The organism is Rhodococcus sp. P14 (assembly GCF_000256505.1).
GTDB lineage: Bacteria > Actinomycetota > Actinomycetes > Mycobacteriales > Mycobacteriaceae > Rhodococcus > Rhodococcus ruber.
Genome location: NZ_AJFC01000211.1, coordinates 20,005 through 38,681, shown reverse-complemented (window position 1 = coordinate 38,681; position 18,677 = coordinate 20,005). Strand labels below are relative to the sequence as shown.

Below are 18,677 nucleotides of genomic sequence, written 5' to 3'. Positions count from 1 at the left end.
CGGGGGGGGGGGGGGGGGGGGGGGGGCGCCTGCCTCGTCGGCATCGTGTGCAGCGGGCCGCAGGATCTCGGCGGCGAACTCGCGGACGGTCTCGGCGATCATCTGCTGATCGTCGGTGGGGGTCAGGTCGAACAGGTCGGTGCGGACGGCGGTGTCGAGGCGCTGCGGTGTGCCGGATCCGCCGGTGACCTTCTTGAAGGTGCGGGTGGCGGCGCCGAGCGTCTTGAAGCCGGTCTTGGTGGACTGGTAGGTCACCCGGTCGATGGCCTGCCGGAGGTTGTACCGGTCCGCGAGTTCCGAACCGGTGATCCGGGTGAGCACACGCATCGCCGCGCCCATGGCGTCCCGCCGGAGGGGGTTCAGGCCCACGGCGGACGTATCGCGGGGGGTGTTCCGGGCCACACTGTCTTGCTTGCTCATGATCACCAGAGGTTTCTCGATGTGGGGACGGACGCCCACAATCTTACTGCGGAGTAAGATTGCTGTCTACTATCGAGTAAGTTGGTGGTGCGTGCCCTATCCGACGTGCTGCAGACGGGTGAGCACACCGTCGTGCAGCGCTCCGTTGGTGGCGACCGCGCTGCCACCGTGCGGGCCGGCCGCACCGTCGAGATTCGTGAACCGGCCCCCGGCCTCCCGGACCAGCACGTCCAGCGCAGCCAGGTCCCACAGGGACACCTCGGGCTCCAGTGCGACGTCCACCGCGCCCTCGGCGAGCAGGCAGTACGAGTAGAAGTCGCCGTAGGCCCGCACCCGCCACACCTCGTCGGTGAGCGCGACGAACTCGTCGCGCCGGCCGCGGTCGCGCCAGCCGGACAGGCTCGAGAAGCTCAGCGACGCGGCGGACAGCTCGGCGACCTGCGAGACCGAGATGCGGCGCGGCTGCCCGCCGTCGTACGCCAGCCACGATCCCGCGCCGGCCGCGGCCCACCAACGGCGGTTCAACGCCGGGGCGCTCACCACCCCCACCACCGGCACGCCGTCGTCGAGCAGGGCGATCAGGCTGGCCCACACCGGCACACCGCGCACGAAGTTCTTGGTCCCGTCGATCGGATCGACCACCCACTGGCGGCCGGTGAACACCGCGTCGCCCCCGAACTCCTCGCCGAGGATCGCGTCCCCCGGGCGCTCGGCGCCGAGCGTGCCGCGCACGGCGCGTTCGACGCCGAGATCGGCATCCGACACCGGGGTCAGGTCCGGCTTGTCGGTGACGGTCAGGTCCAGGGCGCCGAACCGGGTGCGGGTGATGGCGTCCGCCTCGTCGGCGAGGCGCAGGGCGAGATCCAGATCGGCCGAGAAGTCCGTGCTCATGCCCCAGACGCTAGTCGAGGCCCACCCGGCCCCCAGCGGTGGCGAGGTCACGCCGCACACCCGGTAGCCTTGAGAATCGTGCATCCCGATGTTTCCGCAGACCTGGCCGAACTGGCGACCACCCTCGAGACCGTCGAGGCGGTCCTCGACGTGGACGAGCTGCGCCGGCGCATCGACGAACTCGAGCACCAGGCCGCCGACCCGGAGTTGTGGAACGACCAGGAGCATGCGCAGCAGGTCACCAGCCAGCTCTCGCACGCCCAGGGTGAACTGCGGCGCGTCGAGGAGCTGCGCTCACGGCTCGACGACCTGCCGGTGCTCTACGAACTCGCCGAGGGCGAGGAGGGGGAGGACCGCACCGTCGCGCTGGCCGACGCCGACGCCGAGCGTGCCGCCCTGCGCACCGACATCGAGGCGATGGAGGTGCGGACCCTGCTCTCCGGCGAGTACGACCAGCGCGACGCGCTGGTCAACATCCGCGCCGGCGCCGGCGGCGTCGACGCCGCCGACTGGGCCGAGATGCTCATGCGGATGTACATCCGGTGGGCCGACAAGCACGGCTATCCGGTGGAGGTCTATGACACCTCGTATGCGGAGGAGGCGGGCATCAAGTCCGCGACCTTCGCGATCAAGGCGCCCTACACGTACGGCACCCTCTCGGTCGAGATGGGCACCCACCGGCTCGTGCGTATCAGCCCCTTCGACAACCAGGGCCGGCGCCAGACGTCGTTCGCCGAGGTCGAGGTGCTGCCCGTCGTCGAGACGACCGACCACATCGACGTCGACGAGAACGACATCCGCGTCGACGTGTACCGCTCGTCCGGCCCGGGCGGGCAGTCCGTCAACACCACCGACTCCGCGGTGCGACTGACCCACATCCCCACGGGCATCGTCGTCACCTGCCAGAACGAGAAGTCGCAGCTGCAGAACAAGGTCTCGGCCATGCGCGTGCTGCAGGCCAAGCTGCTCGAACGCAAGCGGCAGGAGGAGCGCGCCGAGATGGACGCCCTCAAGGGCGACGGCGGGAGCTCCTGGGGCAACCAGATGCGCTCCTACGTCCTGCACCCCTACCAGATGGTCAAGGACCTGCGCACCGAGCACGAGGTGAACAATCCGTCGGCCGTCCTCGACGGCGACATCGACGGGTTCCTCGAGGAGGGCATCCGGTGGCGCATGCGCGAGAACCAGAAGCAGAACCAGTAGTCCGGAACCAGCGACACGGAGGATCGAACCCTGTTTCCCGGTAGCAGGATTCTCGACTGGCTGTCGAGCAGCGGTCTGCAGATCGCGCTCACGGTGCTCGGCGCCGCGCTCGTCGCGCGATTCGTGAGCTGGGTCGGTGGCCGGATCACGCGGCGCATCGACGAGACCTACCAGCAGTCCGACGCCCTGGTGCGCTCGGAGGTCACCAAGCACCGCCACTCGGTGGCGCAGGTGATCACCTGGGTGGTCATCACGTTCGTCTACATCGTCGCGACCCTGAAGGTCTTCGACTACCTGGCGCTCCCCATCGGCAGCCTCGTGGCGCCGGCCACGGTGCTCGGTGCCGCGCTCGGTTTCGGTGCCCAGCGCATCGTCCAGGACATCCTCGCCGGATTCTTCATCATCACCGAGCGGCAGTACGGGTTCGGTGACACCGTCCAGATCTCGGTCACCGGTGCCTCCGCCGATGCCGTCGGCACGGTCGAGGACGTCACCCTGCGGGTGACGAAACTGCGCAACGCCGCCGGCGAGGTCATCACCGTGCCCAACGGGCAGATCAACAAGGCTGTCAACCTGTCGAAGGACTGGGCCCGTGCCGTCGTCGACGTGCCGATCCCGGTCACCGCGGACATCGCAGAGGTCAACGACATCCTGCACGAGGTCGGTGTCGCGGCGTTCGAGGACGAGAAGCTCAGGGAACTGCTGCTCGACGAGCCGACCGTGATGGGAGTCGAGAGTCTCGAGGTCGATCAGGTCAGCGTCCGTATGGTGGCCCGGACCCTGCCCGGCAAGCAGTTCCAGGTGGGCCGCGAACTCCGGGTGCGCGTCGCGCTGGCGCTGCGCCGCAGGGGGATGAGCGTCAACCCCCAGCTGGACACCTCCACCCCGATCCACGGTATCGAGGCGGTGCAGTGAGCGAGCGACGCCGATTCCACATCCCGGACCACGTCCTCGGCGGCCGGGTGCGCACCACCACGTTGAGCCTGTGCGTGCTCTGGGTCGGCCTGTGGTTGCTGTACGTGTACCTGAATCCGGAGGACGAGCAGAACGCGGCGGCGCCGCCGGGCGCGGTCGTCGTCAGCGACGTGCCGTACGTGCCGTACGTGCCGGAGGCCCCGGTCGAGCCCACTCCGACCACCACCGTCCCCACCACCACCGAACCGGCTCCGACGACGGCCGACCCCACGCCGACGGGCACCGGATCGACTCCCGGCGGACGCGGCTCGGAGGCGGTGCCCGGTGCCCCGGCCCCGACGACCACGACGACCCAGCCCGGCCTGCGGTTGCCCGAGATCCCGATTCCCGGCCTCGGCGATTCGTCCCCCACCGAACCTACCGGCGAGTCGGTTCCTTAGGTCACCGTCCGATAACGGCTAGCATGGCGGCGTGATCCGCCTGGAGAATGTGTCCAAGTCGTACAAGACGTCGACCCGGCCGGCTCTCGACAAGGTGAGCGTCGAGATCGACAAGGGCGAGTTCGTCTTCCTCATCGGCCCGTCCGGTTCCGGGAAGTCGACCTTCCTGCGGCTGCTCCTGCGTGACGACACGCCCACCTCGGGTGACATCCACGTGGCGGACTTCCACGTCAACCGCCTGTCGGCGCGCCGGGTGCCCAGGTTGCGGCAGAACCTGGGCTGCGTGTTCCAGGACTTCCGGTTGCTGCAGCGCAAGACGGTGGCCGAGAACGTCGCGTTCGCGCTCGAGGTGATCGGCAAGCCCCGCTCGGTCATCGCGCGCACCGTGCCCGAGGTGCTCGACCTCGTCGGCCTGTCCGGCAAGGCCGACCGCCTGCCCACCGAGCTGTCCGGTGGCGAACAGCAGCGCGTCGCGATCGCGCGGGCGTTCGTGAACCGCCCGCTCGTGCTCATGGCCGACGAGCCGACCGGCAACCTCGACCCGGACACCAGCCAGGACATCATGATGCTGCTCGAACGCATCAACCGAACGGGAACCACCGTGCTGATGGCCACTCACGACCATCACATCGTCGACTCGATGCGGCGCCGGGTGGTCGAGCTCGACCTCGGGCGGGTCGTGCGCGACGAGGCGCGCGGCGTCTACGGCGTCGGCCGCTGACCGCGTTCTCCCGCTCCACCGCACTCGCCCCCTCCGGCAACCGAAGGACTTCGACACTCCATGCGTGCCAGCTTCATCCTGAGCGAGGTCGCCACCGGCCTGCGCCGCAACCTGACCATGACCGTCGCGATGATCCTGACCACCGCGATCTCCCTCGGCCTGTTCGGCGCGGGCCTGCTCGTCGTGCAGATGGCGGACAAGACGCAGCAGATCTTCCTCGACCGGGTCGAGGTGCAGGTGTTCCTCACCGAGGACATCTCGACCCTCGACCCGGACTGCGAGCAGGACATCTGCCGGACCCTGCGCTCGGACCTCGAGAACACCCCGGCAGTGGTGTCGGTGCAGTACCTCAACCGCGAGGACGCCGTCGCCGACGCGACCGAGCGGGTCTTCAAGGACCAGCCGGAACTCGCCGAACTCGTCAGCCCCGAGAGCTTCCCGGCCTCGTTCAAGATCAAGCTTTCCGACCCCGACCGGTTCGGGGTGATCGAGGACCAGTTCGCCGTCCGCCCCGGGGTCGACAGTGTCCTCAACCAGAAGGACCTCGTCGAGAGGCTGTTCAGCGTGCTGGGCGGCGTCCGCAACGCCGCGTTCGCGATCGCCACGGTCCAGGCGGTCGCTGCGATCCTGCTCATCGCGAACATGGTGCAGATCGCCGCGTTCACCCGCCGCACCGAGGTGGGCATCATGCGGCTGGTGGGCGCGACCCGCTGGTACACCCAGTTGCCGTTCCTGCTCGAGGCCGTCGTGGCGGCCGTGATCGGCGCGGCGCTGGCCATCGCCGGGTTGTTCGCCGCGAAGGGTGCCTTCGTCGACGAGGTGCTCTCGGAGGTCTACGAGGCCAACATCGTCGCCCGCATCTCCAACAGCGACGTACTGCTGGTCTCGCCGATCCTGGTGCTGGTGGGCGTCGGCATGGCGGCGTTGACCGCCTACGTCACCCTGCGCCTGTACGTGCGCGAATAGCTCCGCGCCGGTGCGCGGGAATATCCGGTTGTCTCCGCTACCTATGCTGTACACAGATCTGTCGGACGCATCGAGGACCGGAGGGGCCCGAAAGTGAAGGAAAAGGGCCGCAAGGTCATTGCGACCAACCGCAAGGCGCGGCACAACTACACCATTCTGGACACGTACGAGGCCGGAGTCGCACTCCTGGGCACAGAGGTCAAGAGCCTGCGCGAGGGCAAGGCCTCGCTCGTCGACGCGTTCGCCACCGTCGACGACGGTGAGGTGTGGCTGCGCGGGTTGCACATCCCCGAGTACGGACACGGTACGTGGACCAACCACGCCCCGCGGCGCACCCGCAAGTTGCTGCTGCACCGCCGGGAGATCGACAACCTCGTGGGAAAGACCCGCGAGGGCAACCAGACCCTGGTGCCGCTGTCGATGTACTTCTCCGACGGCAAGGTGAAGGTCGAGCTGGCTCTGGCCCGGGGTAAGCAGGACTACGACAAGCGCCAGGATCTGGCCCGTCGCACCGCCGAGCGCGAGGTGACCCGCGAACTCGGCCGGCGGGTGAAGGGCATGCGCTGACGGCGATCGTGCTCGCCCTGGTGGCCGCGGTCGGCTACGGGGTGAGCGACTTCCTCGGCGGAGTCGCGTCCCGGCAGGTGGCGGCGCTGCGGTTCGTGCTCGTGTCGTACCCGCTGTCGCTGCTGCTGGTGCTCGCCGTCGCGCCGCTCGTCGGCGGTGACGTCACGGCCGGGTCGCTCGGCTGGGGTGCGGCGGCCGGTGTGGCCGGCGGCGTCGCGATCTGGTGGTTCTATCTCGCGCTCGCCGCCGGTCCGATGTCGGTGGTGTCCCCACTCACCGCCGTGCTCGTGGCCGGGATCCCGGTGCTCGTCGGCATCACGGCGGGGGAGCGGCCCGGACCGGTCGCCTACGCCGGAATCGCGATCGCCCTCGTCGCCGTCGTGCTGGTCAGCAGGGAATCGAGGGAGAGCGTCGCCGGGGACGAGCAGCCACGCTTCACCGCGAACGTGGCGTGGCTGACCGTCGGCTCCGGGGTCGCGTTCGCGCTGATGTTCGTCGCGCTGCACCGAGTCCCCGAGGGCACCGGCCTGTGGCCTCTCGGCATGTCGCGGCTCACCGCGACGCTCGTGGTGTGGGCCGTGGCTCTGGGGGTGCGGCAGCTGATCCGGCCGCCGGGGCGGGTGTACCCGCACATCGTCGCGGTCGCGGTCCTGGACGTGATCGCCAACGGTGCGCTGATGTTCGCCTTCCAGGGCGGCATGCTGTCGCTGGTCAGCGTCATCGGCGCGCTGTACCCGGCGGCGACCGTGCTGCTGGCGATGATCGTGCTGGGCGAGCGTATCGGGCGTGGTCAGACGGCCGGCATGCTGCTCGCCCTCACCGCCGTAGGCATGATCACCGCGGCCGCGTGACGGCTGTGATCCACGTCATCCGCGGCGCGGCGGAAATGGGAATGACGAAGGGGGGTCCGCGCGTTAGAGTGGGTAGTCCTGCGAAGGTCGCAGGTACGTACGGGGCTGAACGGTTTCGACTGCGTACGTTGAGCTAGGGGAAGCGTGTCGGTGCAGGCAAGAGACCACCGTAAGCGTCGCTGCAAACCAATAAGCGCCGAGTCTACTCAGCGCGAGTACGCCCTCGCTGCCTAAGCGAGTGCGTCTCTGTCAGACCGGGTGTGCTCCCGCCCCGGATCCTGGCATCGACTAGGGAGCTTCACCGTACGGCTCGGTCGCGGAGCCGGACGGGACAGCAAACAGCGACTGGGATCGTCATCTCGGCTTGTTCGCGGGACCGGGAGATCCAAGTAGAGACATAGCGAACTGCACACGGAGAAGCCCTGGCGAGGCGGCGGAGGACCCGGGTTCGATTCCCGGCAGCTCCACCGGAACGCGAAGGACCCCGGCCACCCGGCCGGGGTCCTTCGCATCTGCCGGACCTCTACGGTTACCGGCATGGAGTACAAGCCGACGGCCGTGGTCGCCGCGGGCGGAGCGGTGGGCGCCGTGGCCCGGTACGCCCTGGCCGTGCAGTTCCCCGGCATCTGGACGATCGCGGCGATCAACGTCGCCGGCTCGCTGCTGCTCGGCCTCGTCGCCGCGCTGCTCGGTCCCGATCGCCTGTGGCGCCTGTTCCTGGGTGTCGGCGTACTCGGCGGCTACACCACCTTTTCCACGTTCGCCGTCGACACCGTCCGCCACCCCGCGACGGCCGTCCTGTACGTGACTGTGACCCTCGTCGGGGCACTCACGGCGGCACGCGTCGGGATGGCCACCGGTGAGGCGTGGCGGCACCGGTCGGCGACCCGATGACCGTCCTGCTCGTCGCCGTCGGCGGCGGTGCCGGTGCGGTCCTGCGCTACCTCGCGGGCCGGCACGTCCGCTCCTATCGCAGCGTCCCGGTGGCGACGATGACGGTCAACGTTCTGGGCTGCCTGCTGCTGGGCCTGCTGTCCGGCGCCGCGCTGGCACCGGCGACGTTCGCGCTGCTCGGCACCGGATTCTGCGGAGGCCTGACCACCTATTCGACGTTCGCCGTCGAAGCGGTCGGTCTCGTACGCGTGCGCCGCCCGGCCACCGCGACGGCATATGCGGTGGTGAGCGTGCTGGCCGGGACGGCCGCGGCCTGGGCCGGGTTCGCCCTCACGTCCTGACCGCCGGCGATCGACGCGCGCGGTGCACGCAGGCCGGGCAAGATGAGCAGGGCAAGGTCGGGTGGACGAGGAGGTCACATGGCGCACGAACGAGCGGGACAACCGGCGGCAGCCGCGGATCTGGAGGATCTCGCGCACCTGGTCACCGCGTACTACACGGTGACGCCGGACCCGCAGGATCCGTTGCAGCAGGTTGCCTTCGGCACCTCGGGTCACCGCGGATCGAGCCTCGACGGCGCCTTCAACGAGCAGCACATCCTCGCCACGACCCAAGCGATCGTCGAATACCGGGCGGCGCAGCAGGTCACCGGGCCGCTGTTCCTCGGCCGCGATACCCACGCGCTGTCGGAACCGGCATGGACGAGCGCACTCGAGGTGCTCGCCGCCAACGGCGTCGATGTGGTCGTCGACGCCCGCGACCGCTACACACCCACCCCGGCCGTGAGCCACGCGATCCTGCGGCACAACGCCGCCGCCGGATCCGGGGCCCGCGCCGACGGGATCGTCGTCACCCCGTCGCACAACCCGCCCCGCGACGGCGGATTCAAGTACAACCCCCCGCACGGTGGGCCGGCCGACACGGACGCGACGTCGGCGATCGCGGCGCGCGCCAACGAGCTGCTCGCCGCGGGACTCGACGGGGTGCGCCGGGTCCCTGCCGCCCGGGCGCTCGCCGCAGCCGGCCGGCACGACTTCCTCGCCGCCTACATCGACGACCTGCCGAACGTCGTGGACCTCGACGCCGTCCGCGAGGCCGGGCTGCGCGTCGGCGCCGACCCCCTCGGCGGTGCGAGCGTCGACTACTGGGGCGAGATCGCCGAGCGGCACCGGCTGGACCTGACCGTCGTCAACCCGCTCGTCGACGCCACGTGGCGGTTCATGACCCTCGACACCGACGGCAAGATCCGGATGGACTGCTCGTCGCCCAACGCGATGGCGTCGCTGATCGGCACCCGCGACCGCTACGACCTGGCCACCGGCAACGACGCCGACGCCGACCGGCACGGCATCGTCACCCCCGACGGGGGGCTGATGAACCCGAACCACTACCTCGCGGTCGCCATCGACTACCTGTACCGGCACCGTTCCGGGTGGTCCGCCGAGGCGAAGGTCGGCAAGACCCTCGTGAGCTCGTCGATGATCGACCGGGTGGCCGCGGGCCTGGGCCGCGGGCTGCTCGAAGTTCCGGTGGGCTTCAAGTGGTTCGTTCCCGGCCTGCTCGACGGCACCCTCGGATTCGGCGGGGAGGAGAGCGCCGGCGCGTCGTTCCTGCGGCGCGACGGCTCGGTGTGGACCACCGACAAGGACGGCATCCTGCTGGCCCTGCTCGCGTCCGAGATCACCGCCGTGACCGGCACGACCCCGTCCCGGCGCTACGCCGAGCTCGCCGAGCGCTACGGCGACCCGTCGTACGCCCGGGTGGACGCACCCGCCACGCGGGAGCAGAAGGCGGTGCTGGGGAAGCTCTCGCCCGAACAGGTCGACGCCACCGAACTGGCCGGCGAGCCGATCACCGCGACCCTCACCGCCGCGCCGGGCAACGGTGCCGCGATCGGCGGACTGAAGGTCACCACGGAGAACGCGTGGTTCGCGGCCCGGCCGTCGGGCACCGAGGACGTGTACAAAATCTACGCCGAATCGTTCCTCGGCCCCGACCATCTCGCGCAGGTCCAGGACGCGGCCCGCGACCTGGTGTCCCACGTTCTCGGCTGAGTCCGTACCGGCGGGACGCGCCTGCCGGACCGGTCGTGCGCGTCGCTAACATCAGGCCCATCATGCGAACACGCGACGCCGCCTTGCCGCGGGAGATCTGGGTCCTGGTCAGCGCGGCCTTCGTCATCGCTCTCGGCTTCGGTCTCGTCGCGCCCGCGCTGCCGCAGTTCGCGCGCAGTTTCGGCGTCGGGGTCACCGCGGCGTCCGTCGTGATCTCCGCGTTCGCGGCCATGCGGCTGCTGTTCGCTCCCGCCAGCGGAAAACTCGTGCAGCGGCTGGGGGAGCGGCCGGTGTACATCGCCGGTGTGCTCATCGTGGCGCTGTCGACCGGCGCCTGCGCCTTCGCGACGGACTACTGGCAGCTGCTGCTGTTCCGGGCGCTCGGCGGGATCGGCTCGACCATGTTCACCGTCTCGGCGTTCGGGTTGCTGATCCGCATCTCCCCACCGAACGCGCGGGGCCGGGTGTCGGGGCTCTACGCGACGAGCTTCCTGCTCGGCAACATCGGCGGTCCGCTCGTCGGCGGCGCGCTGGTAGGACTGGGGTTGCGGGCACCGTTCCTGATCTATGCGGTGGCCCTCCTCGTCGCAGCGGCCGTCGTGTTCGTGAGCCTGCGCCACTCCGCGCTCGCCGCGCCGGACTCGGGCGCCGGCATGCCCGCGATGCGGCTGCGGGAGGCCCTGCGGTCGCCGGTGTACCGGGCCGCACTCGGATCGAACTTCGCCAACGGCTGGGTCGTCTTCGGCGTGCGGGTGGCGATGGTGCCGCTGTTCGTCGTAGAGGTGCTCGGACGCGACGCCGGGCTCGCCGGGGTGGCGCTGACGGTGTTCGCCGTGGGCAACGCCCTGGTCCTGATGGTCTCCGGGCGGTTGTCCGACCGGTTCGGCCGCCGCCCGTTCGTCCTGCTGGGGCTCGTGGTGTGCGGGACCAGCACCATCGCGATGGGCCTGACCACGAACCTCGCGCTGTTCTTCGCGACCTCACTGCTGGCCGGCGTCGGGTCGGGCCTGATGAACCCGGCCCAGCAGGCGTCCGTCGCCGACGTCGTCGGCAGCAAGGCGCGCGGCGGCCCGGTGCTGGCGACGTTCCAGATGACCGCCGACGTGGGCGCGGTGATCGGACCGGTCGCCGCCGGAGTCCTGGCGCAGCACCTGTCGTACGGGGCCGCCTTCGCCGTGACCGGTGCCGTCATGCTGCTGGTGGCCGTGCCCTGGGCGCTGGCGCCGCGGCTCACCCGGGAACCCGCGGTGACCGAAGCCACGGAGCGCTGAGCGTCGACCTCGGTACTGTCGATGACGTGTGGATTCCCCTGCTCAGTCTGATCGCCCGGCTCGGTCTCGCCGCCGTGTGGCTGATCTCCGGCTGGATCAAGTTCGTCGATCCGTCGCAGACCGTGGTGGCCGTCCGCGCGTACCAGCTGCTGCCCGAGGTCCTCGTGCGGCCCGTCGCGGCCGGGCTGCCGATCCTCGAGCTCGTGCTCGGACTGCTGCTGCTGATCGGGCTCGCGGTGCGCGCGGCAGCGGTCGTGGGGGCGGCCGCGCTGCTGACGTTGATCGGCGTGATCGCGTCGGTGTGGGCGCGCGGGCTGTCGATCGACTGCGGGTGTTTCGGTGGCGGTGGGGCCGCCGACGTGGACGGCTGGGACTACGCCGGAGAAATCGCACGAGACCTCGGCTTCCTCGCCCTGGCCGCATGGCTGACCGTGTTCCCCCGCAGTCCGCTCGCGCTCGGTCCCGGCTCCCGGGCGAGGCTCTCAGCACGCACTCAGCCCGCGATGGCAGAGTGATCCCGCATCGATACCCGGACAGCGAAGGGCAGATTTCGTGAGCGCCAAGAAGGTCAAACCGGTCAAGTACACGCCGGAGCCGACGTCGAGCAAGTCCACCTTCATCCTCGGCGGGATCGCGGTCGTGGTGATCGCGGTGCTGGTCATCGGGGGGGTGCTGTGGCAGGCGAACCGGAGCAAGGCGCGCAACGAGGGCTACGGGACGGTGCAGAACGCGGCGGTGCAGGTGGAGTTGCAGGACGACGGGGTCGTCCTCCTCGGCCTCCCCGACGCCGCGACGACGATCGACCTGTTCGAGGACCCGCTGTGCCCGTACTGCGCCGAGCTCGAGCACAAGCACGGTCAGGAACTCGCGCAGGCGATCGACGCCGGCGACGTCGCTGTGCGATACCACATGCTCGCGTTCCTCGATCAGCTCTCGGCGAGCGGCGACTACTCGACCCGCGCGGTCGCGGCCGGTCAGTGCGTCGCGCAGGCCGGGGACGCGACGGCGTTCTCCGCGTTCCACGGTGCGCTGCTCTCGCCGGAGAACCAGCCCGCCGAGCGGGGCGACAGCGACCTCACCAATGCCGAGCTGGCACAGATGGCACGGGACGCCGGGGCGTCCGACGAGGCGGCGCAGTGTGTCGCCGACGGCGCGCGCGTCGAGCAGGCTGCGGTCGACGCGGAGGCGGGACGGCAGGCGCTCGCGGCGGCGGGCGCGTCCGGCACCCCCGCGGTGGTGCACAACGGCACCGTGATCGACGCACTCGGTAACGACAACTGGGTGGCCGAGCTCGGCTGAGGTGGCGGCGACGGTGGTCGGACGGACGACCGCCGTCGCCTCCCGGTCCGCACTGACCAGGCGATTTGTTGTCGTCGACGGCGATGGTGTAATTTTCTCTTCGCACCGGGGAGTAAATCCCGGGTGACGGTACGGGGCTATGGCGCAGCTGGTAGCGCACCACACTGGCAGTGTGGGGGTCAGGGGTTCGAGTCCCCTTAGCTCCACCATCGCGACACGAGGCGAGAGTGAATGCTCTCGCCTCTTGTCGTGAGAGGCCACCTCGGGTGGTCCGGTTGTTCAGGGGCTATGGCGCAGCTGGTAGCGCACCACACTGGCAGTGTGGGGGTCAGGGGTTCGAGTCCCCTTAGCTCCACCATCGCGACACGAGGCGAGAGTGAATGCTCTCGCCTCTTGTCGTGAGAGGCCTCCTCGGGTGGTCCGGTTGTTCAGGGGCTATGGCGCAGCTGGTAGCGCACCACACTGGCAGTGTGGGGGTCAGGGGTTCGAGTCCCCTTAGCTCCACTCCCGCACCCTCTCCACCCCCTCCGGGACGCCCCGATCGTTGTGCGGCCGGACCGGTATCCCGGGCAATGCCGACATTTCCCCCCTCGGAACCTGCTTCATGCTCTCTCGTAGCGGCGCACACTGTGATGGATCGCTTCGAAAACGGGAGAGGTGAGCTGTCGTGTCCGAAGGTTCGAACATTACCCCGGGTTCTTCTGCCGGTGCCGGTGCCGGTGCCGCACCGGGTGCGGGTGCTACTGCCGGTTCGGGTGCTACTGCCGGTTCGGGTGCTACTGCCGGTATGGGTGCCACTGCGGCAGCGGGTGCGTCTGCGCGCCATGCGGGTGGTGCCCACGAGGGTGGCGGCCCCGCCGCCGCTGTCCGCCACGGATCGGGGCCGGCGACCGGCTCGGGATTGAAGCAGGGTTTCGCCGCCGGCACGTCGATCGCGGCCGGCATCCTGCTGGCCACGGTCGGTGTCCTGCAGTTCCTGCAGGGCATCGCCGCGATCGCCAAGGACGACATCATCGTCGTGGGGCAGGAATACACCTTCTCCTGGGACGTCACGGCGTGGGGCTGGGTGCATCTGATCCTGGGCATCCTGGTGGCCGTGGTCGGTCTCGCGCTCGTCACGGGGGCGACGTGGGCGCGCGTCGCCGCGATCGTCATCGCGGCGCTGTCGATCATCGTGAACTTCCTGTGGCTGCCCTACTACCCGGGCTGGTCGCTCGCGATCATCGCGATCGACGTGGTGGTGATCTGGGCGGTGTCGACCTGGGACGCCGATCGCACCTGGGACGCCGGTCGTACCGAGCCGGGCTACCGTCCCTGATCAATCCTCGTACAAACGCTGCACGACGTCGGCGCAGCGCACGAGCACCCGCTCCGGCAGCGGGTGCCCGTGCGCGTCGACGTCCGTCGGCGGAAGCGGTGCGGGCAGCACGATGAACCGGCGAATGCGTTCCCAGCGGCCGAGGTCCGCGTTGAGCCGGTCGACGGCGGCCGCGGCCTCCGCCGGTGGGATCGGCCGGTCCGACATGGGGACGACCAGTCCCACGCAGTAGGGCCGGAGTTCACCTGCCACGACGAGGTCCGCGTCGGGCAGCAGTGCCCGGAACCGGCGTGCGACGGCAGCAGGCGCGACGTACTTGCCGGTGGAGGTCTTGAACACCTCCTTCTTACGGCCACGCAAGGTGACGAATCCGTCGTCGTCGACGGCGCCGCGGTCGCCGGTATGGAACCAGCCGTCGCGGTCGATGGCGGCCGCGGTGCGTTCGACATCGTCGTGGTACCCGGCCATGACCGCAGGGCTGCGGACGAGCAGTTCCCCGTCGGGGGCGATACGAACCTGCGTGCCGGGCAGGGGCCGGCCTACGGAGCCGAGACGCCGGCTGTCCGGGCGGTTGACGCAGGACGGTCCCGCCGTCTCGGTGATGCCGTAGCCCTCGAGGGCCGGCACACCGGCCCCTTCGAACCACTCGGCCAGCGGGCGGGCGAGCCGGGCCGACCCGGACAGCACGAATCGCAATCGACCCAGATCCGCGGCGCCGGACTCGACGCCGGTGCGGATCTTGCCCAGTACATGGGGAACGGATCCGAGGAAGGTGGGCCGGACGTCGCCGAGGTGCCGCACCACCCGGTCGGCGCGGCCGTCGACGAACGTCGGCAACCCCAGGTGCACGCCCACGAACAGCAAGGCGCGCCCGAAGACGTGGGAGAGCGGCAACCAGAGCAGTTGCAGGTCCGAGGAGGTGAGCATCCCCAGGCGGGCCATCGCCCGGGCTTCGTAGGCGACGGCAGCGTGCGACAGACAGGCACCCTTGGCGGTGCCGTCGGAACTGGAGGTGTAGATCAAGGTGGCCAGGTGGTCGGGGGTTACGCCCGCGATGCGGGCCGCCACCGCTTCAGGATCGGCGGCCAGGAGGCGCCGGCCCTCGTCCTCGAGCTCCCCGAGCCGATTCAGGTACAGCAGTGGCGTGGTGGGCAGCGGCCGGTCCGTGAACGTCAGCACGCTGCCCGAGTGCCGGAGCAGTGCCGCCACGTCCGCCGGCGGGGTAGCGGGGTAGATCGGCACGGTGACCGCCCCCGCACACACGATCGCCAGGTCGGCGAGGATCCACTCGTAGCTGGTGACGGCGCAGACGGCGACGTGCGCGCCCGGGGCGATGCCCCGTCCGATCAGCCCGGCGGCCAGCGCAGTGACCCGGCTGCCGACCTCGCCCCACGACACGCTCGACCAGTCGTCACCCGCGGGATGCCGGAACGCCTCCGCGTGGGGCGTGCGGGCGACCCGGTCGAACAGCAACCGCGGCACGGTGCGGGCGGGTTCAGCCATCGCTGCTCGTCAATCCGCCGGGTCGCAGGGCGCGGCCGATCGCACGCGCCGCGGTGCGCACGAGCTGGGTCAATGCGGTGACCTGCGCGGTGTCGGCGGCCGCGACGATCGACAGTGCCGCGACGGCGATCCCGGGCCGCTCGAAGATCGGTGCGGCCACCGAGACTGCCTCCATCGTCACCTGGCGGTCGCTCACCGCGATCTCGGAACGGCGCACCTCGGCCAGGACCCGGCGCAGCTCGGCCGGTGAGGTGAGGGTGCGTTCGGTGAACCGTTCCAACGGCCGCGCCAGCACCTCCTCCTGAACGGAGCGCGGGGCGAACGCGAGCAGCACGAGTCCCAGGCCGGACGCGTGGAGGGGAAAGGGACTGCCGACCCGGGCGAGGGTCTTCACCGCCCGCTGACCCCCCAGCCGTTCGACGAACACCACTTCTGTGCCCTCGCGCACGCCGAGCTGCACGTTCTCCTGGGTGATCTGCGACAGGTCTTCCAACACGGGCAGTGCCAGCTCGCGCAGCAGCGCACCGCGGGGCGCGAGGGCCCCGACCTGCCACAACCGGAGCCCGACGCTGAAGCGGCCGGACGAGTCGCGCTCCAGCGCGCCCCATTCGGTGAGATCCCCGGCCAGCCGGTGCACTGTGGTGAGCGGCAGACCCGTGCGCCGGGAGATCTCGCTCAGGGTCAGGCTGGGCTGCTCACGCGTGAACGCCTCGAGAAGGGTGAGCGCCCGTACCGTGACGGAACCGGTGGCCGGGCGGGCGGCGCCGGTAGGGGTCACGGTGTGTTCACCCCTTCCTCGGGAACTGCTCCGGCCGGGCCGGTACGACTCTGAGCGGAATGCTAGTCCAGCACTCGAGCGCGTTGTTCGGTTGCAGCATCGGACCCCGGTCGCGTCGATCCGGCGCGGTGAGCAGCACCGCCGCCCCGGGACGTGCACCCGGCCCGCCGACCTGCGCGCCCGGGGGAGCGCCCACCGAGCGGGGAGCCGGTTCCCCGGGCGTCCGCGCTATCGTGGCCGGAGTGAGCACCGCGATCCCGGCCCCCGACACGCTGATCACGCACCTACGGGACGTGCTGGTCGGGCCGCTCACCGAGATCGGCCAGCGCTTCTCGGCGCTGCTCACCGACCTGGTCCCGCACACCGCCCTGGTGATCTTCACGCGGGAATGCACCGGGCGGCCGCGCAAGGTGGCCGGCGACCCCGGTGTCGTCGACCGGGTGACCATCGCCGAACTCGACCGCATCCGGAGCGAACTCGCCACCGGGCAGATCCGTCGCGGCCCGGCCCGGATCGCGGGCCGGGACCGCGACGTGTGGGTGATCCTCGACGCCACCGATACGCTGCTCGTGCTCGTCCCGGACGGTGCCCGCACCGCCGCGATTCCCCTCGAGCTGGTCCGGGCACTGTTCGCCGTCGTGGCCACCGGCATCCAGCTCCAGGTCCGCAACGCCAGCCCGGCGTATCTCGCCGAATCGCGTGCCGCCTCGTCCGAACGCGCACGGACCGTCGCCGAGCTCACCGAGGCCCATGCGATGACACTCGAGTCGATCCTCGCGACGTTGCGGTCGAAGGACCTCGACGACACCCGGGCGCGCATCACCGCGCGTGAGACCGCCACCAATGCCCTCATCGGGCTCCGCTCGGCCGTCGACCGTCACCGCGAGCTCGCCGAGGAGGCAGTGACCACGGCCTTCGCTCGGCTGCACGGCGAGCTGCGTGGTCTGCTCCGGCACCGCGAGGTGGTTCTCGAGATGGTCGCCCCACCCGTGGACGGGCGGGCGCTGCCCGGAGAGGTCGCGCATGCCGCCCGGGCTCTCGCTCGCGGCGCGGTGCTCGCGATGTCCGCGCAGGCGGACCTCGGCCGCGTCCGGGTCGCCTGGCACTGTCACGGCGGCGACCTGCTGATCGACATCCGGGACGACGGGGACGGCGAGGCCGACGCCGCCGACCTCGCGCGGCAGTTGCGGGACCGGGCCGAGACCCTCGGCGGCACCGTGGAGGCCGAGTCCACACCGGGATGGGGTTGCCGCGTCGCGGCGCGGCTACCGCTCGACATGCCCGCTCCGGTGGCCGGTAGCTCCGCACTCGAGGCGCTGGCGGTGCTCGCGCCCCGTGAGGTGGAGGTGCTCGAGCACCTCGTCGCCGGCCGGCGGAACCGGGTGATCGCCGAGCGGCTCGGCGTCAGCGAATCGACGGTCAAGTTCCACGTGGCGTCGGTGCTCCGCAAGCTCGGCGTGAGCACCCGCGGAGAGGCGGCCGCGCTCGGCGCGGAGGCGGGGATCAAGGCCGCGGGCTGACGTCCGTCCCGGGCGTCCACTCGGCCGCGCGCCTGACGATTTCGGCGGCGATCTCGGCGGGCTCGGCGTCGATGCCGACGACGATCGCCGCCTCGTCGGGTTCGAGCGGCTCGAACGCGGCGAACTGCGAGTCCAGCAGGCCGGCCGGCATGTAGTGCCCGCGCCGTGCGCGCAGCCGTTCCCGGATCTGTTCGCGCGTGCCCGCCAGGTACACGAAGACCACGTTCTCACCGGCCAGGTCGTCGCGGTAGCTGCGGCGCAGTGCGGAACACGTCACCACCCCCGGTCGGTTTCGCGCGGTGTGGTGCCGGATCCACTCGCCGATCGCCGCGAGCCACGGCGCTCGGTCCGCGTCGCCGAGTGGCCGGCCGGCGGCCATCTTCTCGACGTTGGCACGCGGATGCAGGTCGTCGCCCTCGAGCAGGTCCCATCCGAGGGTGTCGGCGACGAGTGCCGCGACGGTCGACTTACCGGAGCCGGACACTCCCATGATCACGAGAACCGGTGCGCCGGAGCGGCCGGGTGAGTCCATCTGTGCCTCCGTCGGTCGACGCCGGGGCGCTCGTCAGCGCCCCAGCATGCCCCACCGGGTGGACCGATTCACGGCGGCCCGGCGCGAGCGACGCTCGGACTCCGACATTCCACCCCAGACACCGTACGGCTCCCCGACTTCCAGGGCGTGGGTGCGGCAGCGCTCGAGAACCGGGCATCGGGCGCAGACGAGCTTGGCGCGGTACTCGCGCAGCTCGCGCGCGTGCCCACGTTCGCCGTCGGGATGGAAGAAGGCCGACGACTCGTGGCCGCGGCACGCAGCGTGCAGCTGCCAATCCCAGCTCTCGCTGCGGGGGTGGGGGAGGGTCACCGTGTTGGCGATCGACATTGCACTCCTCGGGCCTGCGAGGGGTCGCCTCGCCTGGACGCTGCGCCCTGTGAGGGCGGTCATACCGAAGCCTAACCCGACTTCCGTACTCGATCAACGACACTTCTGCATTCTTCAGGCAAAAGTGGCGCGGCTGGTCTTTCGGGCAGGTGAAGCCCGTCCTTCGATCAGGTACCGGGGCGTCTC

Annotated in this window: 20 protein-coding genes, 3 tRNA genes, 1 other RNA gene and 1 pseudogene; 19 read left to right on the top strand and 6 right to left on the bottom strand. The window is 70.5% G+C overall.

Translation table 11 applies throughout. From position 1 onward, the window contains the following. Together OEY_RS28510 and hisN are read right to left on the bottom strand one after the other, a co-directional pair. Positions 1-426 (bottom strand): annotated as a pseudogene (locus tag OEY_RS28510) (acyl-CoA dehydrogenase family protein); the annotation flags it as partial. A 90-nt stretch (positions 427-516) separates the two neighbouring features. Next, on the bottom strand, positions 517-1,311 hold the full coding sequence (hisN, locus tag OEY_RS0115020; RefSeq protein WP_010594674.1) for a histidinol-phosphatase: 795 nt from the start codon (positions 1,309-1,311) through the stop codon (positions 517-519). A 78-nt stretch (positions 1,312-1,389) separates the two neighbouring features. On the opposite strand from hisN, the gene prfB reads away from it, so the two are divergent. From prfB to OEY_RS0114935, 18 genes are all read left to right on the top strand, one after another. Continuing rightward, on the top strand, positions 1,390-2,514 hold the full coding sequence (gene prfB / locus OEY_RS0115015; protein WP_010594673.1) for a peptide chain release factor 2: 1,125 nt from the start codon (positions 1,390-1,392) through the stop codon (positions 2,512-2,514). A gap of 60 nt (positions 2,515-2,574) precedes the next feature. Next, positions 2,575-3,429 (top strand): mechanosensitive ion channel family protein, encoded by an 855-nt coding sequence (locus OEY_RS0115010; RefSeq protein WP_167522837.1) that lies wholly within the window; start codon positions 2,575-2,577, stop codon positions 3,427-3,429. Then, positions 3,426-3,869: a hypothetical protein gene (locus tag OEY_RS0115005; RefSeq protein ID WP_010594671.1), complete on the top strand. Its 444-nt coding sequence runs from the start codon at positions 3,426-3,428 to the stop codon at positions 3,867-3,869. The genes OEY_RS0115010 and OEY_RS0115005 overlap by 4 nt, the downstream gene beginning before the upstream one ends. A gap of 31 nt (positions 3,870-3,900) precedes the next feature. Next, positions 3,901-4,590: a cell division ATP-binding protein FtsE gene (gene ftsE / locus OEY_RS0115000; protein WP_010594670.1), complete on the top strand. Its 690-nt coding sequence runs from the start codon at positions 3,901-3,903 to the stop codon at positions 4,588-4,590. 60 nt (positions 4,591-4,650) lie between these two features. Next, positions 4,651-5,556, top strand: coding sequence for a permease-like cell division protein FtsX (gene ftsX, locus OEY_RS0114995; protein WP_010594669.1), 906 nt, complete (start codon positions 4,651-4,653; stop codon positions 5,554-5,556). Between the two features lie 93 nt (positions 5,557-5,649). Beyond that, positions 5,650-6,123: an SsrA-binding protein SmpB gene (gene smpB / locus OEY_RS0114990; RefSeq protein WP_010594668.1), complete on the top strand. Its 474-nt coding sequence runs from the start codon at positions 5,650-5,652 to the stop codon at positions 6,121-6,123. An 8-nt stretch (positions 6,124-6,131) separates the two neighbouring features. Then, positions 6,132-6,974, top strand: coding sequence for a DMT family transporter (locus tag OEY_RS0114985; RefSeq protein ID WP_010594667.1), 843 nt, complete (start codon positions 6,132-6,134; stop codon positions 6,972-6,974). A gap of 101 nt (positions 6,975-7,075) precedes the next feature. After that, positions 7,076-7,444, top strand: a transfer-messenger RNA (tmRNA) gene (ssrA, locus tag OEY_RS29800). Positions 7,445-7,511: 67 nt separating this feature from the next. Then, positions 7,512-7,868, top strand: a complete 357-nt coding sequence (locus tag OEY_RS0114980; protein ID WP_010594666.1) for a fluoride efflux transporter FluC — start codon at positions 7,512-7,514, stop codon at positions 7,866-7,868. Continuing rightward, complete coding sequence (gene crcB / locus OEY_RS0114975; RefSeq protein ID WP_026137790.1) at positions 7,865-8,209, top strand: fluoride efflux transporter CrcB; 345 nt, start codon at positions 7,865-7,867, stop codon at positions 8,207-8,209. The genes OEY_RS0114980 and crcB overlap by 4 nt, the downstream gene beginning before the upstream one ends. A gap of 78 nt (positions 8,210-8,287) precedes the next feature. After that, positions 8,288-9,922 (top strand): phosphoglucomutase (alpha-D-glucose-1,6-bisphosphate-dependent), encoded by a 1,635-nt coding sequence (gene pgm / locus OEY_RS0114970; protein WP_010594664.1) that lies wholly within the window; start codon positions 8,288-8,290, stop codon positions 9,920-9,922. A 62-nt stretch (positions 9,923-9,984) separates the two neighbouring features. Beyond that, the gene (locus OEY_RS0114965; protein ID WP_010594663.1) at positions 9,985-11,193 is read left to right on the top strand and encodes an MFS transporter; all 1,209 of its coding nucleotides are present in this window, start codon (positions 9,985-9,987) and stop codon (positions 11,191-11,193) included. 26 nt (positions 11,194-11,219) lie between these two features. Beyond that, on the top strand, positions 11,220-11,708 hold the full coding sequence (locus OEY_RS0114960; RefSeq protein WP_010594662.1) for a MauE/DoxX family redox-associated membrane protein: 489 nt from the start codon (positions 11,220-11,222) through the stop codon (positions 11,706-11,708). Positions 11,709-11,745: 37 nt separating this feature from the next. Then, positions 11,746-12,492, top strand: a complete 747-nt coding sequence (locus OEY_RS0114955) for a DsbA family protein (RefSeq protein ID WP_010594661.1) — start codon at positions 11,746-11,748, stop codon at positions 12,490-12,492. 133 nt (positions 12,493-12,625) lie between these two features. After that, positions 12,626-12,701, top strand: a tRNA-Ala gene (locus OEY_RS0114950). Between the two features lie 73 nt (positions 12,702-12,774). Then, positions 12,775-12,850: transfer RNA gene (locus OEY_RS0114945), tRNA-Ala, on the top strand. A 73-nt stretch (positions 12,851-12,923) separates the two neighbouring features. Continuing rightward, positions 12,924-12,996: transfer RNA gene (locus tag OEY_RS0114940), tRNA-Ala, on the top strand. A 397-nt stretch (positions 12,997-13,393) separates the two neighbouring features. Continuing rightward, positions 13,394-13,810, top strand: a complete 417-nt coding sequence (locus tag OEY_RS0114935) for a DUF7144 family membrane protein (protein WP_010594660.1) — start codon at positions 13,394-13,396, stop codon at positions 13,808-13,810. Here OEY_RS0114935 and OEY_RS0114930 read toward each other — a convergent pair whose 3' ends face one another. Both OEY_RS0114930 and OEY_RS0114925 read right to left on the bottom strand, forming a co-directional pair. Beyond that, positions 13,811-15,313 carry an AMP-dependent synthetase/ligase gene (locus tag OEY_RS0114930; RefSeq protein ID WP_010594659.1) on the bottom strand — a complete coding sequence of 501 codons (1,503 nt, stop codon included), beginning with the start codon at positions 15,311-15,313 and terminating at the stop codon, positions 13,811-13,813. Then, a complete protein-coding gene (locus tag OEY_RS0114925) occupies positions 15,306-16,091 on the bottom strand; it encodes an IclR family transcriptional regulator (protein ID WP_010594658.1) in 786 nt (261 codons plus the stop codon). Before OEY_RS0114925 ends, OEY_RS0114930 begins: the two co-directional genes overlap by 8 nt. Before the next feature lie 242 nt (positions 16,092-16,333). Here OEY_RS0114925 and OEY_RS0114920 point away from each other — a divergent pair, with 242 nt between their 5' ends. Further along, entirely contained in the window at positions 16,334-17,611 is a 1,278-nt protein-coding gene (locus tag OEY_RS0114920) for a LuxR C-terminal-related transcriptional regulator (protein ID WP_010594657.1), read from the top strand. On the opposite strand, the gene OEY_RS0114915 is transcribed toward OEY_RS0114920, so the two are convergent. Next, positions 17,595-18,143 carry a gluconokinase gene (locus OEY_RS0114915; RefSeq protein ID WP_010594656.1) on the bottom strand — a complete coding sequence of 183 codons (549 nt, stop codon included), beginning with the start codon at positions 18,141-18,143 and terminating at the stop codon, positions 17,595-17,597. The genes OEY_RS0114920 and OEY_RS0114915 overlap by 17 nt on opposite strands. A gap of 33 nt (positions 18,144-18,176) precedes the next feature. Further along, a complete protein-coding gene (locus OEY_RS0114910; RefSeq protein WP_003938109.1) occupies positions 18,177-18,491 on the bottom strand; it encodes a WhiB family transcriptional regulator in 315 nt (104 codons plus the stop codon). Positions 18,492-18,677: the final 186 nt, after the last annotated feature.